Source organism: Streptomyces sp. NPDC002574, from assembly GCF_042889545.1.
In the GTDB taxonomy this organism is placed as follows: domain Bacteria; phylum Actinomycetota; class Actinomycetes; order Streptomycetales; family Streptomycetaceae; genus Actinacidiphila.
Genome location: NZ_JBIARB010000008.1, coordinates 209,374 through 235,157, shown reverse-complemented (window position 1 = coordinate 235,157; position 25,784 = coordinate 209,374). Strand labels below are relative to the sequence as shown.

The following is a 25,784-nucleotide window of genomic DNA, read 5'->3' as shown; positions in this document are numbered from 1 at the left end:
GGCCGGTGATGACCTATCGTCAGCCACCCGCGTCACTCCCGGCCCGGAGGCCGTCGATGCCTGTTCGCCCTGCCCTCGCTCGCGACGCCGATGTGCTCCGGAGCGTACTGCTGGAGGCGTACAACTGGGACGGCGAGCAGCGGTTCACCGCCGAGCAGCTCGCCGCCGACCCGCACGCCGCGCGCTACCTCGCGGGTTGGCCGCGCGGGGGCGACTTCGGGGTCGTCGCGGAGACCGACGCCGGGGAACCGGTCGGCGCGGCCTGGGCACGATGCCTGCCCGAGGACGAGCCCGGGTACGGCTTCGTCGCCCCGGACGTCCCCGAGCTGACCCTCGGCGTGCTGCCCGGACACCGTGGCCGCGGGCACGGCAGGGCACTGATGGAGGCGCTGATCCGGGCGGCTGCCGAGGGGCCGGCCCCGGTCGCCCGCCTCAGCCTGAGTGTCGAGGACGGCAACTCCGCCGTGCGTCTCTACACCTCCCTCGGCTTCACCCGGGTCGGGCGCAATGGAGGCTCGGACACGATGGTCCTGGACGTCCGGACCCGCGCGCTCTGACCTGACGTTCCGGACCCCGGCCTGCTCGTGCGGCGGCAGGGGCACCGACGGCGGCCGGCCCGCCGCGTGGGCGCCTGAGGTACAGTGCAGAGGTCCTGTCGTCTCCGATAGAGGTGGACGTTGCTCGTCTGAGGTCCGCGATCATCGCGCCGTACGGCCCCGGCCGTACGCCCGTCACCTTGTCGGCGTTCCTGCCGCCCGTGACCCGCGCCCCCTCCGCGACCTCGGTGCCAGAGCCGTCCCTCACCTTCACGGGACGTGGCTCCCCCTTCTCGCCCCACGGCCGCGCGGTGCTCGCACACCAAGCCCCCCACCCATCGCGACCGCGACTGCGAGAACCCCATGTCACTTTCCGGAACCCCCGGCACCCCTGGCACCCCCGGCCCCTCGCTGACCTGTTCCGCGCTGTCCTTCCAGTGGCCGGACGGCACCCCCGTCCTCGACGACGTCTCCCTGACCGCGAGCCCGGGAAGGACGGGCCTGGTCGGCGCCAACGGAACGGGCAAGTCCACACTGCTGCGGCTGCTCGCCGGCCTCCTGCGCCCCACCCGGGGATCGGTGACGGTCGGCGGCCGCCTCGGCTACCTGCCGCAGAACCTCACCCTGGAGACGACCCTCCGCGTCGACCAGGCGCTCGGCATCGACGCACGGCGGGCCGCGCTGCGCGCGATCGAGTCCGGCGACGTCGCCGAGCACCACTTCGAGACGATCGGCGACGACTGGGACGTCGAGGAGCGCGCCCTGGCCACCCTCGGCTCGCTCGGCCTGGCCGGCGTGGAACTCGACCGCACCGTGGGCGAGTTGTCCGGTGGCGAGACGGTCCTGCTGCGACTGGCCGCGCTGCTGCTGGACCGTCCCGACGTCCTGCTCCTCGACGAACCGACCAACAACCTCGACCTGTTCGCGCGCCGCCGGCTCCACGAGGCCGTGGGCTCGTGGCGCTCGGGTGTGCTGGTCGTCGTCAGCCACGACCGCGAACTCCTCGAACACGTCGACCGCATCGCCGAACTGCGCTCCGGCTCCGTGAACTGGTACGGCGGCGGCTGGTCCGCGTACGAGGAGGCCGTGGCCGGACAGCAGGAAGCGGCCGGGCGGATGCTGCGCGTCGCCGAGGCCGACGTCCGGCGCCAGAAGCGCGAGTTGGAGGAGACGCAGATCAAGGTCGCCCGCAGACAGCGGCACACCAAGAAGATGGACGCGCAGCGGCGGGCCCCGCGCATCGTCGCCGGTGAACGCAAGCGGTCCGCCCAGGAGTCCGGCGCCGCCCTGCGCCGCCTGCACGAGGAACGGCTGCGCGAGGCGCGCGAACGGCGCGAGGAGGCGGCGGAGGCCGTGCGGGACGACGCGGAGATCCGCGTGAGCCTGCCGGGCACCGCCGTGCCCGCGGGCCGCACCGTACTGGAACTGCGCGGGCTGCGCCCAGCCCACGGCAGGCTGCGGGCGGGCGACCTGCATGTGCACGGCCCCGAACGTGTCGCGCTCGTCGGCCGCAACGGCGCCGGCAAAACGACGTTGCTGCGCACCCTCGCGGGCGAACTGGCACCGCTGTCCGGCGAGGCCAGGACCTCCGTACCGTTGCGCTTCCTGCCGCAGCGACTGGACGTGCTGGACGACGGGCTGAGCGTGGCGGCGAACGTGGCTCGCGCCGCACCCGGCGCCGGCGAGAACGAGATCCGGGCCCGGCTCGCGCACTTCCTCTTCCGGGGCGCCCGCGCCGACCGGCCGGCGGGCACGCTCTCCGGGGGCGAGCGCTTCCGCGCCGCGCTGGCCGCGGCGATGCTCGCGGCGCCCGCCCCGCAGTTGCTCATGCTGGACGAGCCCACCAACAATCTGGACGCGGCCAGTGTGCGGCAGCTGACCGGCGCGCTGGCCGGCTTCGAGGGCGCGCTGGTGGTGGCAGGCCACGACCTGCCGTTCCTGGAGGCCATCGGCACCACCCGCTGGGTGCTCGTCGGGGAGGACCTGCGGGAGAGCAGCGCGGAGGAGGTGCGCGCGCTGCTGGACGCCTCGACCACGGGCTGAGTACGCGGCCCCACCCGCCCCCGCGGGCGACGCGGCGGCGCTCGGCCCAGCAGCGCGTCGAGGACACCGGCCTCCCGCGGCCACCGGCGTCAGCTGCAGCGGCAGCCACGGGCGCGGCCCCGTCTCCCGGGCCCGGTAGCGGGTGAGCACTGCCGTCGGCACGGCCCCGGGCCCGCGGATCGCGGCAGCCGTCCGCACCCATGCGGTGTACACCGCGTTGGCGGGCAGCGGGGCGAAAGGGGGAGCGGCGCTCCCTGGATCAGTGATGCCTTCATCGGCGCGGCGGCGGCGCCGAATCTGGTGGTGAGCGGTTCCGGAGCCCGTCCGGGCCCGGCCGCGAACCGATGGAGCAGGAGAGCCGAACATGAGCCGGAACACGATCGCGGTGATCACCGGAGGCAACCGGGGACTGGGCCGGGCCACCGCCCTCGCGCTGGGCGAGGCGGGGACGGACGTCGTCCTGACGTACAGGAGCAACGAGAAGGAAGCCGCGGAGGTGGTCGAGGCACTGACCGGGATGGGGCGCAAGGCCGCCGCCCTGCCACTGGACACCACCGTGTTCGAGGACTTCCCCGGCTTCGCCCGGACGCTGGGCGAAACCCTGCGCGCCACGTGGGGGCGCGAGTCGTTCGACTTCCTGGTCAACAACGCCGGCGTGGCGGCGCTGACCCCGCTGGGCGCCACCGGCGCCGAGGCATTCGACCTGCTGGTCGACGTGCACTTCAAGGGGGTGTTCTTCCTGACCCAGGAACTGCTGCCGCTGCTCGCGGACGGCGGCCGGATCGTGAACACCTCGACGGGGCTGACCCGCTTCGTCGGGGAGGGCTGGTCGGTCTACGCGGCGGTCAAGTCGGCCGTCGAGACGTACACGAGGTACTTGGCCGTGGAGCTCGGCCCGCGGCGCATCAGCGTCAACGCGGTCGCGCCGGGGCCGATCGCCACCGACTTCGGCGGCGGTGTGCTCCGTGACGACGAGGAGCTGCGCACGGTGATGGCGGCGCACGCGGCCCTGGGCCGGATCGGGGAGCCGCAGGACATCGGGCCGGTGGTCGCCGCGCTGCTGGCACCGGGAACCGGCTGGCTCACCGGCCAGCGCGTCGAGGCCTCCGGCGGCACCCGCCTCTAGGCCCGGCCCCGGGGGCGGGGCCCCGTCCTCGTCCCCGGGCGTACCCTTCGAATCCAGCGGCTCCGACGCCCCCCGACCGCTGACGCCGAGAACCGAAAGCATCCCGACATGGACCGAGCACAACTGGCCGACTTCCTGCACACCCGGCGCGAGGCCCTCCAGCCCGAGGACGTCGGCCTGCCGCGCGGCCCCCGGCGGCGCACCCGGGGCCTGCGCCGCGAGGAGGCGGCCGCGGTCTGCGGTATGTCCACGGACTACTACGCGCGGCTGGAGCAGCGGCGCGGCCCGCAGCCGTCCGACCCGATGCTCGCGGCCATCGCCCGCGGCCTGCGGCTGTCCATGGACGAGCGCGACCACCTGTTCCGGCTGGCCGGGCACAACACCCCCAGCCGGGCGCTGCGGGGCGACCACGTGAGCCCGGGGATGATGCGCATCCTGGACCGGCTCGCGGACACCCCTGCCCAGGTGGTCACCGCCCTGGGGGAGACGTTGCTGCAGACCCGGTTGTCGGTGGCCCTGGTCGGGGACGAGACGCGGTTCACCGGACCGGCCCGCAGCGTCGTGCACCGCTGGTTCACCGATCCCGCCGCCCGGCTGGGGTTCCCCGAGGACGACCACCCCGAACTGGGCCGTCAGTTCGTCTCCGACCTGCGCGCGGTCTACTCCCGGCACGGGGCGGGCTCCCGGGCCGGCACCCTCGTCGAGGGGCTGCTGGCGCGGAGCCCGGAGTTCCGGGGACTGTGGGAGGCCCACGAGATCGGCGTCCGCCGCGCCGATCCCAAGCGCATGCTGCACCCGGAGCTGGGTCTGCTGGAGCTGCACTGCCAGGTGCTGCACGACGCCGACCAGGCCCAGTCGCTCCTGGTCTACACCGCCACGCCCGGCTCGGAGAGTCACGAGAAGCTGCAACTGCTCCCCGTGCTCGGCGAGCGGATGCCCGGCACCTGACGCCGGGACGGCCGCACCCGTGACGCCGGAGGTGCCGGCCCCCGCGGCGGGGACCGGCACCTCCTGACGGGACGGCGGAGGTCAGCCGAGGCCGGTGGCCCGGACGACCGTCTGCTTCACGGTGTTCCCGCGCGTGTCCGAGGCCCGGACCCGCAGGGACAGGAACGCGGCGCCGCGCGGGGCGTCGAGCCGGACACGGGCGGCACCGGAGCCGGCGTCCCGCGGCGTGGTCCGGCGCCAGGTGCGCCCGTCGTCGTAGGAGACCTCGACGGAGTCCGTGCGCAGCGGTGCGCGGGACACACCAGGCAACTGCGAGGGTGTGACGACGAGTTCGGCGTCACGGCGCGCCGTGCCGTCCGCGCGCGTCGCGATCCCGTAGTCGAGCTGCACCAGCGGGAGCGTCTGCGGGGCGTCCCCGTGCGGGGTGGCCGAGGAGAAGGCCCACTCGGTGCGGGTGGCCGTCGAGTACGGGTAGCCCTCCGTCCGTTCGGTGGAGGTGGCCAGGCGGTAGCGGGCAGAGGCGCCCGGCAGGTCGGTGCCCAGCCAAGGGCCGTCCGTGCGGGTCACCAAAGTGCCGTTGCGGTACAGCTCGTTCACCTCGGACGTGGTGCCCGGGCCCACCACGCCCATGTGGTCGCGGCCGCCGTCGCCCCAGCCCGGCACGGTCACGTCCAGCCAGTCGCCCGTGCGCTGCGGCAGCCGCTGGCTCTCGTTGATCCGCGGGTGCTCGACGGGACCGAACCACTGGACGTCCGTGGCGCGGCCGGCCGGGTAGCCGACCTGCCCGGAGAACTGGATGGACCGGATGCCGTTGGAGGCCTCCTCCATCCAGGTGGCCTCGCCGGCCGGGGTGACCCAGTCCGTGCGCTCCGCCCCGGCGGTGGACAGCCGCTGACCGCCCACCTTCACCCCCAGGTACGGCTGGATGTCGTAGCGGAACTCGTCGACCTCGGTGCCGGGTTCGGCCCGGAAGCCGACGTCGACCCGCGCGAGGCGGTGCTCGGCGGGCGCGTAGCGCTGGGTCGCCGGGATGCCGCCGCGCCAGGTGTGCACCAGGTCGTACAGGTAGTCCGTCTCGGCGTGCCCGGCGACCCGCATCGGCACGGAGCCCGAACGGCTGTCCTGGATGCGTCCGATCAGGGTCTCGCCCTCGGTGTGCGAGATGCCGGCGATGACGAGGTCGGTGCGGCGCACCGGCTCGCGCAGCCGGCCGCCCAGGTCGTTCACCACCACCAGCAGGGCGACGCCCGCCTTCTGCGCGGCGGTGTACTGGTCGTCGGTCGCGGCGGTCGCCGCGGACCGGTCGTCGTCATCGTCCGCCGGTTCCACATAGCGGACGACGGCGGCCTTGCCCTTGGCGCCGGCGGCCGCGTACTCCGCGGCCGTGCCGTTGCCCGCGAACACGGCCGGCAGGGTGCGGGTGCCCTCCGCGGGCCGGCCGGAACCGGGCTGCAGCCACAGGTCGTCGAACTCCTGCGCACCGGAGGAGAGGGCCAGCAGCGGCTGCTGCATGCGCCAGCGGACGGTGTACGCCAGGTCGCCGGAGGACGGCTTGGCGACGGGCAGCGCCCACACGCTGTCGAAGCCGTCGCCGACGGTCACGGTGTCGGTGACGGCCGGCGTGCCGTCCTTGAAGGACTGACTGAAGTCCATGCGGATGTCGCTGTCCGTGGACGTCCGCGGGGTGACGACCTCGGTCCTGCGCAGCTTCGTGCCGTCGAGCGCGGCGTCGGTGTCGGTGCCGCGCATCACGACGCCGGTCCTGGCCATCAGCGCGCGGCCGAACGACGACTCGCCGTGCGTTCCGCGGACGGCGATCCAGGTCCACACCGTGTACGTGCCGGAGGGCACGACCGCGTCGAGCGTGCCGTCGAGGTCGCTGTAGGCGGCCTGGGCGTACTCGTCGCCCTTGCGCTGGTACATCACGAGGTCCGAGACGGGGGCGCCGGCGCGGTCGGTGACGTGGACCCGCAGGTGGTGCATCTCCTCGCGGGTGCTGACCGCGAGGAGGGTGCGCGTGACGACCCTGCCGTCCACGGCCGCCTCGACCTGGCCGGTCCACCGGCCGCCGGCCGGGGCGCGGTCCAGCGCGGTGGTCACGGTGGTGGAGGCCGTGCCGTGCGCCGGTACCGTGAGTTGACGATCCGTCAGGGTGAAGAGCCCCTCCGGGGCGTCCGGCGCGTCGACGCGTGCCGTGAGGGTGACCGGCGAGTCACCGGGGTTGGTCCACTCGACGGTGCGGGCCACGGTCTCGCCGGGCGCGCCGCCGAGGGAGTGGATGCCCGCGTCGGCGACTCCGGTGGCCACCAGGGCACTGCCGGTGGCGGCGACCGCGTCGACCCGGCCGTTGCCGCCCGCGTCGGCGGGATTGGCGGGCGTTGCCTTGGCCGTGCTGACCAGGGCGTTCTTGATCGTGGCGCCGGACCAGTCCGGGTGCCGCGCCGCGACGAGGGCGGCGACGCCCGCCACGTGCGGGGTGGCCATGGAGGTGCCGCTCAGCGTGGCGTACGGGCCGGATCCGAAGGTCGCGTACTGCGAGCGGGCGGCCAGGATGTCCACACCGGGGGCGGTGACCTCCGGCTTGAGCGCGTCGTCCCGGAAGCGGGGACCGCGGCTGGAGAAGTCGGCGACGGTGTCGGAGGCGTCCACGGCGCCGACCGTGAGGGCGGCGTCCGCCGCGCCGGGAGCGGCGACGGTGGCCTCGCCGGGGCCGGCGTTGCCCGCCGCGATGGTGAACAGCGCGCCGGTCTCGGCGCTGAGTTCGTTCACGGCCTGGCTCATGGGGTCGGTGCCGTCGGACGGCCGGTCGCTGCCGAGGCTCAGGCTGACCACGCGGGCCCCGGCGTCGCGGGCGGCCCACTCCATGCCGCTGATGATCCACGAGTCGGCGCCGCTGCCCGCGTTGTTGAGGACCTTGCCCACGTGCAGCCGCACGCCGGGGGCGACGCCCTTCTCCTTGCCCCCGGAGGCCGCGCCGTTGCCGGCGATGGTCGAGGCCACGTGGGTGCCGTGCCCGTGGTGGTCGGTGACGTCCTCGCCGGGGACGAAGCTGCGGGAATCGGAGACCACGCCGTCGAGGTCGGGGTGCCCGGTGTCGTAACCGGTGTCGAGGACGGCCACGTCCACGCCCTGCCCGGTGTCGCCGCCCGCCCACACCTCGGGGGCGCCGATCTGCGCGACGCTGTCCGCGAGGTCGGCCTCGACCTTGCCGTCCAGCCACACCTTGCGGACGTCGCCGGTCAGCGCCGGGCGCTCCGCCGCGGCCCTGGCGGCGGCCCGGGCGCCGGACGCTGCGGGCGCCTGCCGTGTGAGGTCGGCCCAGAAGTCCGTGGCGCGGTCGTGGTTCTCGGTGAGGGCTGTGCCGCCGATGCTGGTCAGCGCCCGCGCGCCGGTGGCGCCATCGGGCAGCGACGGGGCCGCGAGCCTGCGGCGGGCGTCGGAGGCGTAGGTGAGGATGACGGGCAGCCCCTGCGAGCGGGCGTCGTCGTAGCCGTCGGCTATCAGCCGGGTGACGTTGAACAGGTCGGTGTCGAGGAGCCCGGCGGCCACGTACCGCTCTGCCGCGGCCGGGTAGACGTAGGTGTCGCCGTCCCGCGTGGTGATGCGGGCGTCGGCGCGCCCGCCGTCCGGGCCCTCCACGGTCAGGGCGGCGGGGCCGGAGCCGCCGGGGGTGAGGGTGACCCGGTCGCCGGTGAGGAGGGTGACGGTCCGTGAAGGGGAGCCGCTGGGGGCTCCCTCGACGGTCGCGGTCCGGTGCGTGGGGGTGGGGGTGGAAGCGGTGGCGTGGTCACTGGCCGATGCCGGTGGGATCGCCATCAGCACGGCCGCGACGCCCGCGGCGCCCGCGATGGTCTGCAGGCCCGAACGGCCCCGAAAGAGCGGTCTCACATGGGTCCTTCACGCTAGATCCGTCCAATGTCCGCCGCATGCTAGTGACTTGAACGTTTCAAAGAAGCGGGAACGCCGCGTTGACCAGCGGCGTCTTTGCGACGCCTGTCGGGATCACGTCACATGTGCGCGGCGAGCAGGAGCGCGAGGAACGGGACCGGGACCAGCAGCCCGGAGAGGATCCAGGGGCGCACCGGCCGGCCCTGGGAGCGAGGGCGGACCACGTCGACCAGGAGGACCAGGGCCGCGACGAGGAGTCCGGAGAGCACGAGCAGGAACATCACGGGGCCGGCGTGGTCGAGCGTGTGGTAGTCGCAAGTGCCGGAGAAGCCCGGCGCGGTGGCGTCCGAGATGCTGCGGCAGTCCATCGGCAGGTACTCGGTCAGCAGCCACCAGGCGCAGTACAGCGGCACGGCGGCCGGCAGCCCGAGGGCCAGATTGACCAGTATCCGCGCCGCGGCCCGCGCGGCGGCGCGGGCCCGTCCCGTCCCGGGTTCCCCCGTCCCGGGCCGTACCTCCGCCGGCCCGGCCCGCCCGGTCTGTCGCGTCACCGGTCTACTTGCCGCCGCCCAGGCGGGCGACGAGCTCGTGCCAGCCCGCGCTCAAGCGCTCCAGGGACATCCCGCGCCTGCTGATCAGATAGTCGTCGAGCGTGGTGTTGAGGTAGCCGAGCAACGTGTGCGCGACGAGCTCGATGTCGCCCGGCGCCCCCGACTCCCGCAGCAGCAGGCTGATATGGGTGTGCTTGATGTGGTACGAGGGGTTGTAGCGGCGGCCCGGATGCGCCGCGACCGCCGTGTAGAGGTCGCGGAAGGTGTGCTCGTGGTGGATCACCGCGGGCCCGAAGGCGCGCAGGCGGTCCATGGCCGGGGCGTCCGGCCCCAGCGGCGGGGGGCCCATGAGGAAGGCCGCCTGGATCTGCTGCTCGTGGTGGTCCAGGAGCGCCAGCATCAGCCCCGCGCGGTCGCCGAACCGCCGGAAGACCGTCCCCTTGCCCACCCCCGCGGCGGCGGCGACCGCCTCCATGGTCACGTTGGCGGTCCCGTGCTCGGCGGAGAGCTCGGCGGCCACGTCGAGCAGGCGCTGCCGGTTGCGCGCGGCATCGGCCCGCAGCGGGGGCTGGTCGCCCGCCGCGGTCAGCGCGATGTCCGCGGCGGCGTGGAATACGGTGCGGGCGGCCGGGAGCGGCTCGGTCATGGCCATAGCGTAGCGGGGGAATGAAAGTGGACCGCAGTCCGCTTAGATGCTAGAAATGGAGAAACGGACCACGGTCCGCTTACCCCACTGCTACCCGGGAGTACCCCACATGTCCGTCCGCATCCTCGCGCTCGTCGGCAGCCTCCGCGCCGGCTCCCACAACCGCCAGCTCGCCGAGGTCGCTGTCAAGCACGCCCCGGCCGGTGTCGAGATCGAGCTCTACGAGGGCCTGGCCGAGATCCCGTTCTACAACGAGGACATCGACGTCGAGGGCGCGGTGCCGGAGGCCGCGGCCCGCCTGCGCGCCGCCGTCGGCGGGGTCGACGGCCTCCTGCTCTTCTCGCCCGAGTACAACGGCACCATCCCCGCGGTGCTGAAGAACGCGATCGACTGGCTGTCCCGTCCGCACGGCCAGGGCGCGCTGACCGCCAAGCCGGTCGCGGTCGTGGGCACCTCCTACGGCCAGTACGGCGGCGTGTGGGCGCAGGACGAGGCCCGCAAGGCGGCCCGCATCGCCGGCGCCGCGGTGCTGGAGGACGTCAAGCTCTCCATCCCCGGCTCGGTCGTCCGCTTCGCGGACACCCACCCCATCGACGACGCCGAGGTGGTCACCGGCCTGGCCGAGGTCATCGAGCGCCTCAGCTCCACGGCCGTCACCGCGGCCTGACACCGGGCCCCGGCATCCGGCGGCGGCGGGGGGGACCCCCCGCGCCGCCGCAGTGCTTCCGCGGGCCTCCCGCGTCGGGACGCGGAAGCCGCCGCGCGTGCTGCTACAAAGGGACAGAACGTCCACGTCGTGCGCACGGGAACGAGGTCCTGCGTGGAGTACGCCGTCTCCCTCGGCGCGGGCCTGGCCGTGGGTGTCATGTACGGGCTCCTGCGGGTCAGGACGCCCGCACCGCCGCTGGTCTGCCTGGTGGGCCTGGCCGGGATGCTGATCGGCTACGGGCTGCTGGAGTCCTTCGTATGAGGGCCCTGGCCAGGAGCAGCGCCGTGTCCTTCGCGGTGGGATTCCTCGCGGGCGTCCTCTACTGGCTGATGGGTGTCCGGTCGCCCGCACCGCCGTGGATCTCCCTCGTCGGCCTGCTGGGCATCCTCGTCGGCGAGTACGCCGTCCGGACGCTGCTCGAGCGCCGGCGCCGCCACGGCACCACCCCTACGACGACGGCCTGAACGGCGGCTCCGCGTCGGGCCGCAGCCATGTCGACAGCGCCCACCACCAGTGCAGCGCGGCCATCGGGCCGGAGTTGCCCTCGGCGGCGGGGTCGGCCGGGGAGCCCCCGGTGATCTGCCGCAGCCGCGCGAGCCGGTAGCGGACGGTGTTGGGGTGGGTGAACAGGGCCGCCGCTGCCTGGTCCAGCCGGCGGCCGTGGTCGAGGAACGCCAGTGCGGTGAGAGCGAGTTGCCGGTGGAAGTCGTCCGCCGGGTCGAGGGCGCCGAGCAGCCGGCCGCTCAGGTAGGCGCCCAGCACCGGCTGCTCCGCCAGGGCGGTCTCGCCCGCGAGGTCGGTGAGGTCCAGCAGACCGTGGCGTCCGCCGCGCGCGCCGACCTGCAGCGCCCGCAGGCAGAGGTGGTACGCCGCACCCGCGCCGGCCAGGGGAACGGCGGGGGAGACCACGGCGAGCGGCACCACGGCGCCCGCATTTGTACCGGCACCACTGCCCGCGACCGCCTGCTGCGGACGGCACGGCAGCAGACCCACGAGCCGCCCTTCCAGCACCGCGGCGATCCCGCGCCCCGGCAGTCGCAGGGCCCCGGGGGCACGGGTGTCCGCGACGAGGCAGTGGTAGACGCCGTCCGGCCGCAGTCCCGCCCCGGCCAGGTCCCGCGGGGCGGGCAGCACGCCGTTCACGAGCACCTGCCGCAGCAGCCGGGCCCGGGCCGCGCTCTCCCCGGTCGCCGGCCTGTCGTGCTCCGCCGCGCGGTAGCCGTTGATGACATGGCGCTCGACCGCGTCGCCGTACTCCTTGAGCCGCAGGACCGCCGTCAGCAGCATCCCGTCGGGCACGCCCGCCGAGCGGCTGCGGTCGACGGTGATCTCCACCGCGCGGGTCAGCCCCGCCTGCACGCCGCGCAGCACGGAGGTCATGGGGACGCCCTGGGCCGCCCGGTCGGTGCCCAGCCCCAGCGCGGCGCCGAAGTCCTGCTCGTCCACCCGGTCGAGGGTGCCGAGCCATCCGCCGGCGGCGCGGACCATGGCGGTGACGTGCCGACGGGTGTCGTCCTCGCCGAGCCGGGCCACGTCGGGGGAGTGGGTGCGCGCGGCGTGCACGAGTTCCCCGCGCACGTCCGCGTCGGCGGCCATGGCACGCAGGATCCCGGCGACGGGCTCGCGCTGATCGGTGACGGTCAAGAGCCTCGCCCCTCTTCGTCCGAGCGCTGTGCGCGGGACACAACGCCGGTGCGGACGCGTTGACACCGGGCGACTACCGCGCCGGCGCGACCTCCTGGTTACCTGTGAGCTACCGAAGGTAACAGCAAGGTCACCGGGACAACAGCCTTCGTGCGTTCCGCCCCCCACCGCATCCGGAAGGCATCTTCCATGGACAGCATGGACAGCATGGACAGCACGGACAGATCGGCACGGTCCCCCCTGCCCAGCCGCCGCCACCTGCTGACGGCGGCCGGCGGAGTCCTCGCCGGCGCGGCCGCCTTCTCGCAGGCCGCGACGGCCTTCGCCGCGACGCCGGCGCAGGACGCCGACGTGATCGTCATCGGCCACGGCCTGGCCGGTCTGGTCGCGACGGCCGAACTCGCCGACGCCGGGCGCAAGGTGCTGCTGCTGGACCAGGAGCCGGAGACCAACGTCGGCGGACAGGCCTTCTGGTCGTTCGGCGGGCTCTTCCTCGTCGACTCCCCCGAGCAGCGCCTGATGGGTGTCAAGGACTCCCGCGACCTGGCGTGGCAGGACTGGCAGGGCGCGGCCGGCTTCGACCGCGGGGTCGGCGACCCCGCCGGACAGGACCACTGGGCCTACAAGTGGGCCCAGGCGTACGTGGACTTCGCCGCGGGGGAGAAGCGCTCCTGGCTCTACGGGCTGGGCGTGCGGTGGTTCCCCATCGTCGGCTGGGCCGAGCGCGGGGGCGGCCTCGCGGACGGCCACGGCAACTCGGTGCCGCGCTTCCACGTCACGTGGGGGACCGGCCCGGCCGTTGTCGAGCCCTTCGAGAAGAAGGTCCGCGCCGCCGTGGCCCGCGGCAAGGTCGCGTTCCGGTTCCGCCACCGCGTGGACGAGGTCGTGCGGACCGGCGGAGTCGTCACCGGAGTGCGCGGTGCGGTGCTGGAGCCGAGCAACGCGCCCCGGGGCACGCGCAGTTCGCGCACCGTCGTCGGCGACTTCGAGTTCCGCGCCCCGGTGGTCGTGGTCACCTCCGGCGGTATCGGCGCCAACCACGACCTCGTCCGGCAGAACTGGCCGGCCCGCCTGGGGGCCCCGCCCAGGAACATGATCTCCGGGGTCCCGGAGCACGTCGACGGGCGCATGCTCGCCATCACCGAGGCGGCGGGCGGACGCATCGTCAACCCCGACCGCATGTGGCACTACACCGAGGGGCTGCAGAACTACGCCCCGATCTGGGCCAAGCACGGCATCCGCATCCTGCCCGGCCCCTCGTCCTTGTGGTTCGACGCCACCGGCAAGCGCTTCTCCGCCCCGGACCTGCCGGGCTACGACACCTTGAGCACCCTCGGGGCGATCACCGGCAGCGGCCACGACTACTCGTGGTTCGTGACGACGCAGAAGATCCTCGCCAAGGAGTTCGCGCTCTCCGGCTCCGAGCAGAACCCGGACCTCACCAACAAGGACATCCCGCTCACCCTCTCCCGGCTCTGGCAGACCCCGGAGCCGATCGAGCGGTTCAAGAAGAACGGGGCCGATTTCGTCGTCGCGTCCAACCTGACCGACCTGGTGGCGGGCATGAACCGCCTGACCGGGGAGGGCCTGATCGACCTCGCCGACCTCAAGCGGCAGATCGACGCCCGGGACCGCGAGATCGACAACCCGTACAGCAAGGACGTCCAGGTCATGGGCATCCGCAATGCCCTCTCCTACACGGGTGACTTCCTCAGCCGCACCGCCCAGATCCACAAGATCCTCGACCCGGGAGCGGGCCCGCTGATCGCCGTGCGCCTCAACATCCTGACCCGCAAGACCCTCGGCGGCCTGCAGACCGATCTGTCCGGCCGGGTCCTGGACGCCGGCGGCACTCCCGTTCCCGGTCTGTACGCCGCCGGCGAGGTCTCCGGTTTCGGCGGCGGGGGAGTCCACGGCTACCGCTCCCTGGAGGGCACGTTCCTCGGTGGCTGCCTCTTCTCGGGCCGTCAGGCGGGCCGTGCCGCGGCGGCCGCCACGGCGACCTGACCGTTCACGGCGCACCGCCGTCCGGGCCGCCCCGCGCGGACGGGCCGCCCTCCGAACGACCGCCGGCGGGCCGGGCATCCCTGCCCCGGCCCGCCGGACGGTCCGCTCGTCCCCCGCCGAAATCCGGTTGCGGCGGGCCCCCGCCGGAGGACACCATCCCCGGATGCCGACGACCTCTCCGCCCGACGGCCGCGCCGGGATCGACGCCTCACTCGTACGGCGGCTGGTGAGCGTCCAGTTCCCGCGGTGGCGGGACCTGCCCGTGACCCCCGTCGAGAAGGACGGCTGGGACAACCGCACCTACCGTCTCGGCGACGCCATGACGGTCCGGCTGCCGACCGGCGCCGGCTACGTCCCCGCCGTGGCCAAGGAACACCAGTGGCTGCCCCGGCTCGCCCCCCACCTGCCCGTCCCCGTCCCGCCGGTCCTGGCGATGGGCGCCCCGGGCGAGGGCTATCCCTACCCGTGGTCCGTGCGCGGCTGGCTGTCCGGGCGGACCGCCGACCGCGGACCCCTCGACGACCGGCCCCGGTTCGCGGTCTCCGTGGCCGGGTTCCTCCACGCCCTGCAGCGCTGCGACGCCTCCGGCGGACCCCTCGCCGGCGAGCACAGCTGGTACCGGGGCGCGTCGCCCGCCCATTACGACGACGAGACCCGCCGCTTTCTCGCCGTACTCGGCGGCCGTGTGGACACGGCCCGCGCCACCGCGGTCTGGGACGCCGCCCTCGCCGCGCGATGGGAGGGCGAACCCGTCTGGTTCCACGGGGACATCGCCTCGGGGAACCTCCTCGTGGCCGACGGCGATCTCGCGGCCGTCATCGACTTCGGCACCTGCGGCGTCGGCGACCCCGCCTGCGACCTGGTCATCACCTGGAACTTCTTCTCCGGCGCCGGCCGCAAGGCGTTCCGCCGCGCCGTCGCCGTGGACGACGCCACCTGGGCCCGGGCCCGCGGCTGGGCGCTGTGGAAGGCGCTGCTGGTCCTCACCGGCGTCATCGACGACGACCCGGCGCGGGCCGCCGTCCAACAGCGCGTGATCCAGGACGTCCTGGACGACCACGAGCGCCACGCCTAGCCGGGGCGTGCGAAGCTGCCCGCCATGGCGCCTTCGACAGTCCGTGGACTTGCCCTGCCCGAGCGACTGGCCGCCCTGATCGACCGCGATCTGTGGCATCACCCCGGCGACGCCGTGTCGGCGGAGGTCGTCCCCTGGTTCGAGGACCTGCTCGCCTTCGTCTCGGACGCGGAGCAGATGGACTTGGCGTCCCGGTCGATGGACCTGTTCGCGGACGATCCGCATTGCGCCTTCTTTCGCCAGGCACGCGGAAGCCGTGGCACTGTCCCGCTCGATCTGCCGTGGCTGGACGTCGAACACGCAGTACTCATCGCCATCACGCGCAACCCCGGTGATGACGGCGCCCTGGCGCTCGACTACCGGACGGACCCCTCGGACCCTCGTGCCGTCGGCAGTGACTTCTGGACGGACCCCCGTCGGTGCCGGTGCCGGCGGCGGGCAGTGGCGCCCACCTTCTCGGCCTTAGTCACCGGCAGGGGCCTGTAGGTTCCGTCACCGCCAGGACTCGCATCACACCGATGCCGACACCGACCGGTGTCAGATCACCCCGGCCAGCTCGCCGCGCAGCCGCTCCGCCTCGACGACGCGCTCGACGGCCTGGGCGAGCAGCGTGCGCAGGACGAGTACGACGTGTGCGACGCCCATGACCGCCAGGGCGGCCCCGCAGAGCAGGAGGACCATGCCCGGGGGGACCGCCTCGCCCGGGGCCAGGAGGACCGCGAGGGCGAAGACCAGGAGGGCGGCCGCCACGACCGCGCCGAAGACGACGTGCACGTAGGGGAAGGCGGCGGGGGAGAACACGGTCCCGCGGCGCACCATCGTCACCAGGCGCCACACGCAGACCAGGACGACCTGGACCGCCACGATGCCCAGCACCACGATCACGAGGAACGGGTCGCGCAGGTACACGAGATCCGCGTCGAGACCCCTCATGTCGATGGCCAGCAGCGGCACCATCACGGCCTGCACGAGCACCGTGCCGGCGAGCAGCGCCACGAGCACGGCACGCAATGTGATCACTGTCAGCTTTCCCATCACCCCTCCATCCATCGAGCAACGATGGAAAGCTATCGAGATACGATAGGTCTGGCAAGGTGGGCGCTCACGGCCGGCGCCGGGCACCGCGCCGCGTCCTGCCCGGGCGGGGAGCCGAACAGGCGGGCTCATGGTGGAGACGTCACGGAAGTGCCGGTGGAACGCCGCCGCCGGCCGTGCAGCCCGATCCGCTCGAAGTCGGCAGGATCGGGCAAGAGCCCGCCTCTTTCGGCCTACCGGCCAGGACCCGCCCCGCGCTTCGATGGTCAGGACCGACGCACCGACCGTCTCGACACCCACGGGAGCACGTCCATGCCGCTCGACCACTACGTCACCCTCGGCCGCTCGGGGCTGCGGGTCAGCCCGTTCGCCCTCGGCGCGATGACCTTCGGGGAGGATCCCGGCGGCGCCGGGTGCAGCGTCGAGGAGTCCGAGAAGATCCTCGCGACCTACCTCGACCTGGGCGGGAACTTCATCGACACCGCCAACTTCTACACCAACGGCCATTCCGAGAGCATCCTCGGCGACTTCTTCGCCGCGCGCCCCGGACGGCGCGAACACGTGGTGCTGGCCTCGAAGTTCTTCACCAACCTCCACCCCGGCGACCCCAACGGCGGTGGCGCGGGCCGCAGGTCGGTGATCGCCCAGCTCGACGAGACCCTGCGCCGGCTGCGGACCGACTGGATCGACCTGTACTGGTTGCACAATTGGGACCGGAACACGCCGATCGAGGAGACGATGCGCACGCTCGACGACCTGGTCCGGGCCGGCAAGATCCGCTACATCGGCTTCTCCAACACGCCCGCCTGGGTCACCGCCCAGGCCCAGACGACCGCGCTGCTCAAGGGCTGGACCCCGCTGATCGCGCTGCAGGTCGAGTACTCGCTGCTGGCCCGCACCGTCGAGGGCGAGATCGGACCGCTCGCGCTCGACCAGGGCATGGCGCTGGTGCCGTGGAGCCCGCTGAAGAACGGCTTCCTGTCGGGCAAGTACCGGCGCGGCACGCGCACCGCCGACTCGGCCCGTACGTCCTTCGTCGGCGAGCCGACCGAGGAGGACTTCGTGGTCATCGACGCGGTCACCGAGATCGCCGACGACCTCGGGACCACCGCCGCGGCCGTCTCGCTCGCGTGGCTGCGCGCCCGCGAGGGCACCGTCGTGCCCATCGTCGGTGCCCGCCGCCTGGAGCACCTGGAGGGCAACCTCGCCGGTCTGGAGACCGCCCTCACCCCCGGGCACCTGCGGCGGCTGGACGAGGTGTCGGCCCCGGTCCTGGACTACCCGGCGCCGATGCGCGGCGCGCTGCGGGCGATGCTGCAGTTCGGCGGCACCACCGTGGACGGCGAGACGTCCGCGGTGTACCCGCCGCTGTTGCAGAGCGACGTCCGCTACTGAGGCGGTCGCTGACGCATCGTCAGTCCTCGCGCTCCGAGGCGCTGCGCTCGACGCAGAACTCGTTGCCCTCCGGGTCGGCGAGGACCACCCAGCCCGTGCCGTCCGGGTTCCTGCGGTCGTCGACCAGCGCGGCGCCGAGGGCGAGCAGCCGCTCGACCTCCTCGTCCCGGGTGCGGTCCTGCGGCTGCACGTCCAGGTGCACCCGGTTCTTGACGGTCTTCGGCTCCGGCACGGTGATGAAGAGCAGCCCGGGCCCCTCGGTCCGGACCAGCGCCATCGGGTCCCCGGGCTCGTCCTCCTCGTGCAGTGGACGGTCCAGGACCAGGGACCAGAAGGTCGCCAGCCGGTGGGCGTCGGCGCAGTCGATCGTCACATGGCGGATCGCGGAGGTCATGGACCGAGTCTTGTCGATCATGCCCGGCGGCCGCAACCGGTGGAGACCCCGGGCCCGTGTCAGTCCGCCCGGCCCGTGGCCGCGACGGTGACGCCGAGGCCGATCATCGCGAGGCCGCCCGCGCCGCCGAGCAGGGACAGCCGGCGGTCGGACCGCCCGAGCCAGGCGCGGGCGGCGGAGGCGGTGAGGCCCCAGCAGGTGTCGGTGATCAGGCCGATGCCGATGGGGACGAGCCCGAGCAGCAGCATCTGGCCGGGCAGGTGGCCGGCCGCGGGGTCGACGAACTGGGGGAGGACGGCGGCGAAGAAGACGATGCCCTTGGGATTGGTGACCCCGACGGTGAAGCCGTCGGCCACCGTCCGCAGGTCCCCGCGCGCCGGGGTCCCGGCCGCGGTGTCCGTTGTGCCGACCGTCATCTCCCCGCGGTGCCGGAAGGCACGCACCCCGAGGTGCACCAGGTAGGCGGCGCCCGCCAGTTTGACCGCCAGGAACAGCGGCAGGGACCGCTCGAACAGCGAGCCGAGGCCCAGCGCGACGGCCACCACGAGCAGGTAGGACCCCAGGAAGTTCCCCAGGACCGAGGCCATCGCGGTGCGGCGGCCGTGCGCGAGCGCCCTGCCGATGACGAAGAGCACGCTGGGTCCCGGGATCACGATGACGACCAGGGACATGGCCGCGAATGCGAGCAGCCGGTCGGTGGACACCAATTCCCTCACCTCCGGGGGTCATTGAAGCAGCCTCGGGGCCGGCGAGGTCAGCGGTCGTACCCCACCTCCACCACCCTGTACGGAGCCGGTCGCGGGCGTGGAAGCGCCCGGGAACAGCCGTTCCCTGCGATGCTGTGGCACCGGCCCCATAAGGAGGGTGGCCGGCGCCCAGGGGGAGGCGGCAGTGAACGTCCGTGACATGTCGCGCGGTGCGCGTCTCGCCGCCCATGGCGCCGTCTCCGCGTCCCTGGCCATGCGCGGTGATCGCGCCCTGCACGAGCTCGTGGACTCGGCCGCGCCGATCGGATCCGGCATCGGCGGGAAGTCGGCCCTGCTGGAGGTCGAGGGAACCCCGGTCTTCGTGAAGCGGGTGCCCCTGACCGACCTGGAGAGGCGACCCGAGCATCTCCGGTCCACGGCCAACCTGTTCGAGGTGCCCGTCTTCTGCCAGTACGGCATCGGCCAGGGCGGCATCGGTGGTCCGGGCTTCGGGGCGTGGAGGGAACTCGCCGTGCAGACCATGACGACGAACTGGGTGCTCGCGGGGGACTACGAGGGCTTTCCCCTGATGTACCACTGGCGCGTGCTGCCCGACACGCAGCCCCTGCCCGATGAACTGGCCGATGTGGAACGGGCTGTTGCCCTCTGGGGCGGTGCACCGCAGGTGCGCGAACGGATCCGCGCTCTCCAGCGGTCCTCGGCGAGCGTCGCGCTGTTCCTGGAGTACATCCCGCAGAACCTGCACCAGTGGCTGGGCACCCAGGTCGAAGGAGGGGACGACGTCGCCAACAGGGCCTGCGCCATGGTGGTGAGGGAACTGGCGGCCGGCACCGCGTTCATGAAGGGCCGCGGACTCCTGCACTTCGACGCGCACTTCGAGAACATCCTGACCGACGGACGACGCCTCTACTACGCCGACTACGGCCTCGCCCTGTCCTCCCGGTTCGAGCTGTCGCGCGAGGAGGGCGAGTTCTTCGACCGCCATCAGGACTACGACCGCTGTTACACCGCCATGTACCTGGTGAACTGGCTGGTCACCGCCCTGTGCGGATACCGGAGGGAGGACCGGGAGGGCCGCCGCGCACGGGTGCGTGCCTACGCGGAGGGCGAGCGCCCCACAGGAGTCCCGGACGAGGCCGCGGCGATCCTCGCCCGGTACGCGCCGATCGCCGCGGTGATGTCGGAGTTCCAGAGCAGCCTCCTGCGCGGCCGCACACAGACCCCGTACCCGCTGGAGGAGATCCGCCGCATCGGCGGCATCACGTAGGAGCGCCGCAGTACTCTGGGGGCCCGGGGCGTCTGGCTCCGGACTTCGTGATCAGGGAGGGAACGATGAGCGCCGAAGCCCACTCCCAGGTCCCGCGGCCCTCGCGTGACGACGACGCCGAGGCCGCCGTGGACGCCGCTCTGCGCGTGGCCCGATTCGGCAGGCTGCCCGAGCGCGTCCCGTTGGAGAAGACCGTCGAGAGCCGTCCCGCTGCCGCGCCGCACGATCCCGGCTTCGGCCGCAACCCGGACACGGACTGGCTCATCCGCTACTGCGCGTGACCCGCTGACCCGCTGATCGGCTGCCGGGCTGATCGCCTGAGCGGTCGGCCGCCGGATCGTCGGGGGCTCAGACGACGATGAGGTCCCAGGCCGTCATCGCGTCCGCCAGCCGCAGGTGGGGCCCCGCCTCCGCGGTGCGCCCGAGGCGCTCCAGGGAGCGGCCGAGCAGCAGGTGCGCGTGCGGGTCGTTCGGCTCGGTGCGCAGAATGTGCCGGAGTTCCTTCTCCGCCTTGGTGAACTGGGCGGAGTAGTAGTAGGAGCGCGCCAGGAGCATGCGAACCGCCAGGTTGCGGGGCGCCACGTCGACGATGCCGCTCAGGACCCTCGCGGCCGCCCGGTAGTGCTGGCCGTTGAAGTAGAGCGTCGCTCGTTTGAACGTCTCCGCAGTCGAGCTGTTCATGCGGGGCACCTTTCCGTGTCCTCGTCCACGCTGTGGTGACAGCGCCCCTCCGGCTGGTGGGTGGTCATCGGTCCCGCGACCGATAGGGGTGCCAACCGCCCGGAGTGTCCGTTTGTTCCGTCCTCGGACGCGAAGTGCGTCCCGGGGAGGTGGCGCGTGTCATACGGGCGGCCGGCGCCGGGCCCACGGCGGGGCCCGGCGTCCGGCCGGCCGTGCGGTCAGCGTTCCGCGGGAAGGCCGGGGTAGAGGTTCGAGAGGTCGCCGGAGAGCGCGGCGCGCACGGCACGGCTCTTCTCGTCGACCACCACTTCCAGGGCGCGGGACTGGATGCCGTCCAGGGCGAGCCCGGCCACCCGGGCGGGATCGATCTTGTCCGACCCGGGGACGTAGTCCGCCATGTCGGTGTCCATGTAGCCCACGTGCAGGGCGGTCACGTCGATGCCGGACGGCGCCAGCTCCTGTCGCGTCACATTGGTCATGGCCAGCTCGGCGGCCTTGGCGGCGCTGTAGCCGCCGTAGTTCGGGAAGTGCGCCCAGCTCAGGACCGACAGGATGTTGAGCACAGCCCCGCCGCCGTTGGCGGTGATCACCGGGGCGAAGGCCCGTGTCACGTTCAGGGAGCCGAAGAAGTGGGTCTCCATCTCCAGGCGGATGTCGGAGATGTCACCGGCCACGAGGCCCACGTGCGTGCTGATGCCCGCGTTGTTGATGAGCAGGGTCGCGTCCGGGGCGGCCTCGGCCGCCCGCTCCACGGAGAAGACGTCCGTGATGTCCATTTCGAGCGGCACGACCCCGGGCAGGTCGACCGATGACGGCTTGCGCGCGGCCGCATAGACCTTCGCGGCACCGCGCTCCAGCAGCTGGGCGGCCAGGTGCCGGCCCAGACCGCGGTTCGCGCCGGTCACGACAGCCACTGCGTTCTTGATGTCCATGGGTCACTCGTCTCGGGAGAAAGCTGGGTAGGTATCTCCAACTTAGACGTCTGAATATGAATGCGCAACCCAGGGGTATGCTGGTGCCATGACTCCCGCCAAGGCCACGCGGAGGGACCGCGACCCCGAAGAGACGTGCTCGATCGCCCGTGCCCTGGAAGTGGTGGGGGACCGGTGGACGATGCTGATCCTCCGCGACGCGGCGCTGGCGGAAGCGACCCGTTTCGCCGACTTCCGGGACCGCCTCCGCATCGCCCCCGACGTACTCGCGGCACGCCTGGGCACGCTGGTGGAAGAGGGCGTCATGGAGAAGCGGCCCTACCGCGAGCCGGGCGCGCGCACGCGCTTCAGCTACCACCTGACGCCGGGCGGGAAGCAACTGCTCCCGGTGCTGGCCGCGCTCCAGCAGTGGGGTGACGAGAACCGCCCGCCCTCCGTCGGGCCGACGGTCCTGCGGCGCTCCGCGAACGGGGATCGCGTGGTGCGCGTGGCGTTCGTCGACGACGCCGGCGCCGTCGTCCCGGCCGACGACGTGCGGTTCCGGGAGGCGCCGCTCCCGCAGCCGGTCCCGGAGGACTGACGGCGGACTGACGGCGGACGCCACCGCGTCGGGCGGTGCGGTCAGTTCTCGACCTTGGCGAACAGCAGGTTCAGGCCCTCGGTCATCGTCGGGTGCGTGATGATCATGTCCCGGAGCGCCGTGTACGGCAGGCCCGCGACCATGGCGGTGTGCACGGTCGCCAGCGTCTCGCCCGCCTCGGGGGAGAGCATGGCAACGCCCAGGATGCGCTCAGTGGCGTTGTCGACGACGGCCTTCCAGACCCCGTCCGTCTCGCGCATGGTGCGGGCCCGCGGGATCGCCGAGACCGGCAGCCGGGCGACGCCCACGTCGTGCCCCGCGGCCCGTGCCTCGCCCTCGGTCAGGCCGATCCGGGCGAAGTCGAGGCTGAGGAAGGTGGTGTGCGGAATCAGCCGGTCCCGGGTCGACCGGGAACCGCCCGCGAGGTTCGCCTTGAGGATCCGGTAGTCGTCCAGCGAGATGTGCGTGTACTGCGCGCTCCCGGCGACGTCCCCGGCCGCCCAGGTGTGCGGCGCGTCCGCCGCCAGGTGCTCGTCGACGACGACGAAGCCCGCCGCGTCCGTCCGTACTCCCGCCACGTCGAGGGCCAGGTCCGAGGTGACCGGGTCACGGCCGACGGCCACCAGCACGTCGTCGCCGCTGACCTCGGCGCCGTCGGAGAGCCCCACGGTGACGCGGCCGTCGGCGCCGCGGCGGACCGAGGCGGCGGTGCGCCCGAACAGGATCTCCACGCCGTCCGCGGTCAACAGTTCCGTCACCGCCAGCGCGATGTCCTCGTCCTCCCCGGGCAGCAGGCGCGAGCCCCGGACCAGGAGCGTGACCCTGCTGCCGAAGGTCGCGAACATGTCCGCGAACTCCAGGCCCACCGTGCCGCCGCCGATCACGATGAGGTGCGCGGGCAGCCGCTCCAGGCGCAGCAGGGTCTCGCTCGTCAGCGCCCCCGCCTCCGCCAGCCCGGGAATGCCGGGGACGTGCGGCACGGTACCGGTGTTGATCACGGCGTCCGCACCCCGCAGCACCCGCGTGCCGCCGTCGTTCAGCGCCACCTCGACGGTGCGCTCGGCGACGAAGCGGGCCCTGCCGAGCACGAAGTCCATCCCGGAGTCCAGGAACTGCCGGTGGTTGAGGGAGACCATGCCGTCGACGACGCCGTTCTTGTGCTCGCGCAGCGACTCCGCGCTCACGACGGGCGCCTCCGCGATCAGCCCGAGCTGCCGGGCGCGCGTGACGACGCGCCGGGCACGTGCGGAGGCCACCAGGGACTTGGTGGGGATGCAGGCCACGTTGATGCACGTGCCGCCGATCATGCCGCGTTCCACCATCGCGACCCGCTGCCCGGCACGCGCCCGGTCCATGGCGAGCGTCTTGCCGGCCTTGCCACCGCCCACCACCAGCAGGTCGACGTCCTCCGGTGTCCGATCCATCACGGGGCCTCCTGCTGCCGCCCCGGAGCCCGGGCGCGCGCGGCGCTCGCCGACGATCTCCCCGCTTCCCACGGTAGGCGGCCCCCCTCGGATCGGCGCGTCGGCCGTGGACCGACCGCGGCCGACCGTCTGACGACACGGAAATCGCCTGGTCCGCGGCGCGACTGCCGTGACACGGTGCCGGGGCCGGCACCCCGCTCGCCGACCGCCTGACCGACATGGACCGCGTGGTCGCGCGAGGGCTCGCCGTGCGGTTCGAGGGGGCGGGCGAAGGGCGCGAGGGGACGCCCGGGCAGGCGGTGGGACCGGGTGCTGGGGTGGGCGTACGAGGACCGGCGCCGGGGGTGGCGCCGGACGGCGCTCAGCGCGCTGGGGATCACGGTGGACACCGCCCACCAGGGGCGCGGGCCGTCCTACCGGATGCTGGAGGCGCTGCGCGAGGCCCTGGTCCGACCGGGTCGGTGATGGACGACTCCCTGCCCGCCCGCGTCATGGCCTATGTGCGCCGCCACCTGACCGAGGCCGACCTGACGCCCGAGCGGATCGCCGCCGGCCACGCGGTCTTTGAGCGCCACCTCTACGCGCTGCTCCGCTGCTCCGGCATCAGCCTCGAACGCCTCGAAGCGGCACGGCGGTTGCCGGCCTCCGTGCGGCACGACCACCACCTGACGATCGCGGCGGTCGCGACACGCTGCGGATTCGGCAACGCGCGCCATTTCGCCCGCCGTTTCCACGCCGCCTACGGGATGACGCCGCGTGACGCCGGGCGGACCCCTGGAACGGAGACGATCAGGGCGCTCCAGGGAACGGACGGCCCGCGCCCGGCCGGCCGGGCACCGTCAGGACGCCGACGGGTGGTGGCTTCGCCAGACGCCGGGCTGCTCCTGGTGGGTGGGCGCCGCGCTGCCCCACGGCACGGTGGCGCCGGGGGAGTTGCCCGGCAGGGTTGTCGGGGCGGAGGCCCACGGTGCGCCCGCGAGGTGCGTGCCCGGAGGGGCTCGTCTCCCCGCTCGTGGGCCGGGTTACCGGTGAGACGGCCCCGTGTCGTTGCGGACCGCGGTGACCGCGCGCGTCGTGGGAAGGTCGTCCGCCGGTGCCGTCCGGGTGGAGGTGGCGGAGCACCCCGCGCCGGAGTGGCTCACGGTGGAGGGACACGACGCCGATCCGCGCGGCGAGTAGGACCCCGATCGGCCGGGTCGACGGGCCGTCGGCCCAGGCTCGCGCGCTGATCGGGAACGAGGTCGTCGCCGGCGGCCGTGCGGTCGCCGACACGGGCCGGGCCGGGGTACGGGAGGGCCGGTTTCGGCGAAGTGGCAGCCTGTCGCTACCGCGTGGCGGACCGATCCGCCCCGGAGGACCCCGGCATGTCCAGGTCGATCCACTGCCCGTTCTCCGCGGTGCGCAGCCGCGCCGTCAGCCCCGCGTCGTCGAAGGCCCGGTCGATGTCGGAGCGGTCCTCGGTGAAGTGGGCCCAGCTGTCGCAGTGCGCGGGGACCACGAGCGGCGAGCCCAGCACCGAGGCGGCCGCGCTCGCCCGCTCGGCGGTCAGCGTCAGCGGGCGGTTGCGGCTGCGTACGGGTACCCGCGCGCCGCCCATGAACAGCACGGCGATGTCGACGGGCGGCAGGCGGCGGGCGATCTCGGCGACGACGCCGACGGAGGCGTTGTCGCCGCTGACGTACACGGTGGGCAGCCCCGTGCCGGTCAGGACGAAGCCGGTGACCTCGCAGTTCACATGGCCCTGCTCGTCCCGGTCGCCGTCGTCGGGGCCGTGCTGCGCGGGTACGGCGTGGACGGTGACGGTGTCCCCGCCGGGCCGCGGCAACTCGACGCTCTCCCACGCCGCGAGCCCGCGGGCGGGCAGCCCGAGCCGGCGCGCGGACGCGGGCCCGGTGAGCACCAGCGAGGACGCCAGGGCGAAGGCCCGTCCGCGCACGTCGAGGTTGTCGGGGTGGAGGTCGTGGCTGACCAGGACGGCGTCCACGGGGCCGAGTTCGTCCTCGTGGGCGGCCGGGGAGGCGGTCTTGGTGAGGTACCCGTGATCCCCGGCCTCGTCGAAGGTGGGGTCGGTCACCAGACGCAGCCCCCCGATGTCGAGGACGGCGGTGGGGCCGCCGATGACGCAGACCGCGCACTCCCGGCGTTCGGGACTGATGCGAGGGGCCACGGCGGCACCTGCCTCTCGTTCGGGTGGTC

The 25,784-nt window shown here is 73.5% G+C and carries 26 protein-coding genes and 1 pseudogene; 16 read left to right on the top strand and 11 right to left on the bottom strand.

Annotated features, from left to right (window positions below; genetic code table 11):
• Nucleotides 1-56 precede the first annotated feature (56 nt).
• The 4 genes from ACFYXS_RS21130 (at nucleotide 57) to ACFYXS_RS21115 (ending at nucleotide 4,653) form a co-directional block, all read left to right on the top strand.
• On the top strand, nucleotides 57-557 hold the full coding sequence (locus ACFYXS_RS21130) for a GNAT family N-acetyltransferase (RefSeq protein WP_389250307.1): 501 nt from the start codon (nucleotides 57-59) through the stop codon (nucleotides 555-557).
• Between the two features lie 342 nt (nucleotides 558-899).
• Nucleotides 900-2,579 carry an ABC-F family ATP-binding cassette domain-containing protein gene (locus tag ACFYXS_RS21125; RefSeq protein ID WP_389250305.1) on the top strand — a complete coding sequence of 560 codons (1,680 nt, stop codon included), beginning with the start codon at nucleotides 900-902 and terminating at the stop codon, nucleotides 2,577-2,579.
• A 364-nt stretch (nucleotides 2,580-2,943) separates the two neighbouring features.
• A complete protein-coding gene (locus tag ACFYXS_RS21120) occupies nucleotides 2,944-3,705 on the top strand; it encodes an SDR family NAD(P)-dependent oxidoreductase (protein ID WP_389250303.1) in 762 nt (253 codons plus the stop codon).
• A gap of 108 nt (nucleotides 3,706-3,813) precedes the next feature.
• Nucleotides 3,814-4,653 (top strand): helix-turn-helix transcriptional regulator, encoded by an 840-nt coding sequence (locus tag ACFYXS_RS21115; protein ID WP_389250301.1) that lies wholly within the window; start codon nucleotides 3,814-3,816, stop codon nucleotides 4,651-4,653.
• Between the two features lie 81 nt (nucleotides 4,654-4,734).
• On the opposite strand, the gene ACFYXS_RS21110 is transcribed toward ACFYXS_RS21115, so the two are convergent.
• The 3 genes from ACFYXS_RS21110 to ACFYXS_RS21100 all read right to left on the bottom strand — a co-directional run bounded on the left by ACFYXS_RS21110 (nucleotide 4,735) and on the right by ACFYXS_RS21100 (nucleotide 9,738).
• Nucleotides 4,735-8,541 (bottom strand): S8 family serine peptidase, encoded by a 3,807-nt coding sequence (locus tag ACFYXS_RS21110; protein WP_389250299.1) that lies wholly within the window; start codon nucleotides 8,539-8,541, stop codon nucleotides 4,735-4,737.
• 119 nt (nucleotides 8,542-8,660) lie between these two features.
• Nucleotides 8,661-9,092 (bottom strand): hypothetical protein, encoded by a 432-nt coding sequence (locus ACFYXS_RS21105; protein WP_389250297.1) that lies wholly within the window; start codon nucleotides 9,090-9,092, stop codon nucleotides 8,661-8,663.
• A gap of 4 nt (nucleotides 9,093-9,096) precedes the next feature.
• Complete coding sequence (locus tag ACFYXS_RS21100; RefSeq protein WP_389250295.1) at nucleotides 9,097-9,738, bottom strand: TetR/AcrR family transcriptional regulator; 642 nt, start codon at nucleotides 9,736-9,738, stop codon at nucleotides 9,097-9,099.
• A gap of 109 nt (nucleotides 9,739-9,847) precedes the next feature.
• Between ACFYXS_RS21100 and ACFYXS_RS21095 the strand changes: the two genes are divergently transcribed.
• The 3 genes from ACFYXS_RS21095 (at nucleotide 9,848) to ACFYXS_RS21085 (ending at nucleotide 10,911) form a co-directional block, all read left to right on the top strand.
• The gene (locus tag ACFYXS_RS21095) at nucleotides 9,848-10,405 is read left to right on the top strand and encodes an NADPH-dependent FMN reductase (protein ID WP_389250293.1); all 558 of its coding nucleotides are present in this window, start codon (nucleotides 9,848-9,850) and stop codon (nucleotides 10,403-10,405) included.
• A 129-nt stretch (nucleotides 10,406-10,534) separates the two neighbouring features.
• On the top strand, nucleotides 10,535-10,708 hold the full coding sequence (locus tag ACFYXS_RS21090; protein WP_389250291.1) for a DUF1427 family protein: 174 nt from the start codon (nucleotides 10,535-10,537) through the stop codon (nucleotides 10,706-10,708).
• A 23-nt stretch (nucleotides 10,709-10,731) separates the two neighbouring features.
• Nucleotides 10,732-10,911, top strand: coding sequence for a DUF1427 family protein (locus ACFYXS_RS21085; RefSeq protein ID WP_389250289.1), 180 nt, complete (start codon nucleotides 10,732-10,734; stop codon nucleotides 10,909-10,911).
• Here the strand turns inward: ACFYXS_RS21085 and ACFYXS_RS21080 are convergent.
• A complete protein-coding gene (locus ACFYXS_RS21080) occupies nucleotides 10,895-12,091 on the bottom strand; it encodes a PucR family transcriptional regulator (RefSeq protein WP_389250287.1) in 1,197 nt (398 codons plus the stop codon). The genes ACFYXS_RS21085 and ACFYXS_RS21080 overlap by 17 nt on opposite strands.
• Before the next feature lie 207 nt (nucleotides 12,092-12,298).
• On the opposite strand from ACFYXS_RS21080, the gene ACFYXS_RS21075 reads away from it, so the two are divergent.
• From ACFYXS_RS21075 to ACFYXS_RS21065, 3 genes are all read left to right on the top strand, one after another.
• Entirely contained in the window at nucleotides 12,299-14,098 is a 1,800-nt protein-coding gene (locus tag ACFYXS_RS21075) for an FAD-binding dehydrogenase (RefSeq protein ID WP_389250285.1), read from the top strand.
• A 163-nt stretch (nucleotides 14,099-14,261) separates the two neighbouring features.
• Nucleotides 14,262-15,173 carry an aminoglycoside phosphotransferase family protein gene (locus ACFYXS_RS21070; protein WP_389250283.1) on the top strand — a complete coding sequence of 304 codons (912 nt, stop codon included), beginning with the start codon at nucleotides 14,262-14,264 and terminating at the stop codon, nucleotides 15,171-15,173.
• Nucleotides 15,174-15,197: 24 nt separating this feature from the next.
• Entirely contained in the window at nucleotides 15,198-15,659 is a 462-nt protein-coding gene (locus ACFYXS_RS21065; RefSeq protein WP_389250281.1) for a hypothetical protein, read from the top strand.
• Between the two features lie 51 nt (nucleotides 15,660-15,710).
• On the opposite strand, the gene ACFYXS_RS21060 is transcribed toward ACFYXS_RS21065, so the two are convergent.
• Complete coding sequence (locus ACFYXS_RS21060) at nucleotides 15,711-16,208, bottom strand: DUF2975 domain-containing protein (RefSeq protein ID WP_389250279.1); 498 nt, start codon at nucleotides 16,206-16,208, stop codon at nucleotides 15,711-15,713.
• A gap of 312 nt (nucleotides 16,209-16,520) precedes the next feature.
• Between ACFYXS_RS21060 and ACFYXS_RS21055 the strand changes: the two genes are divergently transcribed.
• Entirely contained in the window at nucleotides 16,521-17,603 is a 1,083-nt protein-coding gene (locus ACFYXS_RS21055; protein ID WP_389250277.1) for an aldo/keto reductase, read from the top strand.
• 19 nt (nucleotides 17,604-17,622) lie between these two features.
• Here the strand turns inward: ACFYXS_RS21055 and ACFYXS_RS21050 are convergent, their stop codons facing one another.
• Nucleotides 17,623-17,997, bottom strand: a complete 375-nt coding sequence (locus ACFYXS_RS21050) for a VOC family protein (protein ID WP_389250274.1) — start codon at nucleotides 17,995-17,997, stop codon at nucleotides 17,623-17,625.
• A 59-nt stretch (nucleotides 17,998-18,056) separates the two neighbouring features.
• Complete coding sequence (locus tag ACFYXS_RS21045; protein ID WP_389250272.1) at nucleotides 18,057-18,704, bottom strand: LysE family translocator; 648 nt, start codon at nucleotides 18,702-18,704, stop codon at nucleotides 18,057-18,059.
• A 199-nt stretch (nucleotides 18,705-18,903) separates the two neighbouring features.
• Here ACFYXS_RS21045 and ACFYXS_RS21040 point away from each other — a divergent pair, with 199 nt between their 5' ends.
• The gene (locus ACFYXS_RS21040) at nucleotides 18,904-19,971 is read left to right on the top strand and encodes a protein kinase family protein (protein ID WP_389250834.1); all 1,068 of its coding nucleotides are present in this window, start codon (nucleotides 18,904-18,906) and stop codon (nucleotides 19,969-19,971) included.
• A gap of 65 nt (nucleotides 19,972-20,036) precedes the next feature.
• Complete coding sequence (locus ACFYXS_RS21035) at nucleotides 20,037-20,252, top strand: hypothetical protein (RefSeq protein ID WP_319659542.1); 216 nt, start codon at nucleotides 20,037-20,039, stop codon at nucleotides 20,250-20,252.
• A 67-nt stretch (nucleotides 20,253-20,319) separates the two neighbouring features.
• Here ACFYXS_RS21035 and ACFYXS_RS21030 read toward each other — a convergent pair whose 3' ends face one another.
• Complete coding sequence (locus tag ACFYXS_RS21030; protein ID WP_389250269.1) at nucleotides 20,320-20,652, bottom strand: tetratricopeptide repeat protein; 333 nt, start codon at nucleotides 20,650-20,652, stop codon at nucleotides 20,320-20,322.
• Nucleotides 20,653-20,870: 218 nt separating this feature from the next.
• Complete coding sequence (locus ACFYXS_RS21025) at nucleotides 20,871-21,584, bottom strand: SDR family oxidoreductase (RefSeq protein WP_389250267.1); 714 nt, start codon at nucleotides 21,582-21,584, stop codon at nucleotides 20,871-20,873.
• 88 nt (nucleotides 21,585-21,672) lie between these two features.
• Here ACFYXS_RS21025 and ACFYXS_RS21020 point away from each other — a divergent pair, with 88 nt between their 5' ends.
• Nucleotides 21,673-22,164: a winged helix-turn-helix transcriptional regulator gene (locus ACFYXS_RS21020; RefSeq protein WP_389250265.1), complete on the top strand. Its 492-nt coding sequence runs from the start codon at nucleotides 21,673-21,675 to the stop codon at nucleotides 22,162-22,164.
• Nucleotides 22,165-22,205: 41 nt separating this feature from the next.
• Here ACFYXS_RS21020 and ACFYXS_RS21015 read toward each other — a convergent pair whose 3' ends face one another.
• Nucleotides 22,206-23,588 (bottom strand): dihydrolipoyl dehydrogenase family protein, encoded by a 1,383-nt coding sequence (locus ACFYXS_RS21015; protein WP_389250263.1) that lies wholly within the window; start codon nucleotides 23,586-23,588, stop codon nucleotides 22,206-22,208.
• 309 nt (nucleotides 23,589-23,897) lie between these two features.
• Here ACFYXS_RS21015 and ACFYXS_RS21010 point away from each other — a divergent pair, with 309 nt between their 5' ends.
• The gene (locus ACFYXS_RS21010) at nucleotides 23,898-24,053 is read left to right on the top strand and encodes a hypothetical protein (RefSeq protein WP_389250261.1); all 156 of its coding nucleotides are present in this window, start codon (nucleotides 23,898-23,900) and stop codon (nucleotides 24,051-24,053) included.
• A pseudogene (locus tag ACFYXS_RS21005) lies at nucleotides 24,053-24,337 on the top strand (AraC family transcriptional regulator); the annotation flags it as partial. The gene ACFYXS_RS21010 and the pseudogene ACFYXS_RS21005, both read left to right, overlap by 1 nt.
• 575 nt (nucleotides 24,338-24,912) lie before the next feature.
• Here the strand turns inward: ACFYXS_RS21005 and ACFYXS_RS21000 are convergent.
• Entirely contained in the window at nucleotides 24,913-25,755 is an 843-nt protein-coding gene (locus ACFYXS_RS21000) for an MBL fold metallo-hydrolase (protein ID WP_389250259.1), read from the bottom strand.
• Nucleotides 25,756-25,784: the final 29 nt, after the last annotated feature.

Excerpts from the sequence above, each read along its gene's own strand:
- ACFYXS_RS21130 (WP_389250307.1), top strand. The coding sequence starts at position 57 with ATGCCTGTTCGCCCTGCCCTCGCTCGCGACGCCGATGTGCTCCGGAGC.
- ACFYXS_RS21125 (WP_389250305.1), top strand. The coding sequence starts at position 900 with ATGTCACTTTCCGGAACCCCCGGCACCCCTGGCACCCCCGGCCCCTCG.
- ACFYXS_RS21120 (WP_389250303.1), top strand. The coding sequence starts at position 2,944 with ATGAGCCGGAACACGATCGCGGTGATCACCGGAGGCAACCGGGGACTG.
- ACFYXS_RS21115 (WP_389250301.1), top strand. The coding sequence starts at position 3,814 with ATGGACCGAGCACAACTGGCCGACTTCCTGCACACCCGGCGCGAGGCC.
- ACFYXS_RS21100 (WP_389250295.1), bottom strand. The coding sequence starts at position 9,738 with ATGACCGAGCCGCTCCCGGCCGCCCGCACCGTATTCCACGCCGCCGCG.
- ACFYXS_RS21095 (WP_389250293.1), top strand. The coding sequence starts at position 9,848 with ATGTCCGTCCGCATCCTCGCGCTCGTCGGCAGCCTCCGCGCCGGCTCC.
- ACFYXS_RS21075 (WP_389250285.1), top strand. The coding sequence starts at position 12,299 with ATGGACAGCACGGACAGATCGGCACGGTCCCCCCTGCCCAGCCGCCGC.
- ACFYXS_RS21070 (WP_389250283.1), top strand. The coding sequence starts at position 14,262 with ATGCCGACGACCTCTCCGCCCGACGGCCGCGCCGGGATCGACGCCTCA.
- ACFYXS_RS21065 (WP_389250281.1), top strand. The coding sequence starts at position 15,198 with ATGGCGCCTTCGACAGTCCGTGGACTTGCCCTGCCCGAGCGACTGGCC.
- ACFYXS_RS21060 (WP_389250279.1), bottom strand. The coding sequence starts at position 16,208 with ATGGGAAAGCTGACAGTGATCACATTGCGTGCCGTGCTCGTGGCGCTG.
- ACFYXS_RS21055 (WP_389250277.1), top strand. The coding sequence starts at position 16,521 with ATGCCGCTCGACCACTACGTCACCCTCGGCCGCTCGGGGCTGCGGGTC.
- ACFYXS_RS21050 (WP_389250274.1), bottom strand. The coding sequence starts at position 17,997 with ATGACCTCCGCGATCCGCCATGTGACGATCGACTGCGCCGACGCCCAC.
- ACFYXS_RS21040 (WP_389250834.1), top strand. The coding sequence starts at position 18,904 with ATGTCGCGCGGTGCGCGTCTCGCCGCCCATGGCGCCGTCTCCGCGTCC.
- ACFYXS_RS21035 (WP_319659542.1), top strand. The coding sequence starts at position 20,037 with ATGAGCGCCGAAGCCCACTCCCAGGTCCCGCGGCCCTCGCGTGACGAC.
- ACFYXS_RS21030 (WP_389250269.1), bottom strand. The coding sequence starts at position 20,652 with ATGAACAGCTCGACTGCGGAGACGTTCAAACGAGCGACGCTCTACTTC.
- ACFYXS_RS21025 (WP_389250267.1), bottom strand. The coding sequence starts at position 21,584 with ATGGACATCAAGAACGCAGTGGCTGTCGTGACCGGCGCGAACCGCGGT.
- ACFYXS_RS21020 (WP_389250265.1), top strand. The coding sequence starts at position 21,673 with ATGACTCCCGCCAAGGCCACGCGGAGGGACCGCGACCCCGAAGAGACG.
- ACFYXS_RS21015 (WP_389250263.1), bottom strand. The coding sequence starts at position 23,588 with ATGGATCGGACACCGGAGGACGTCGACCTGCTGGTGGTGGGCGGTGGC.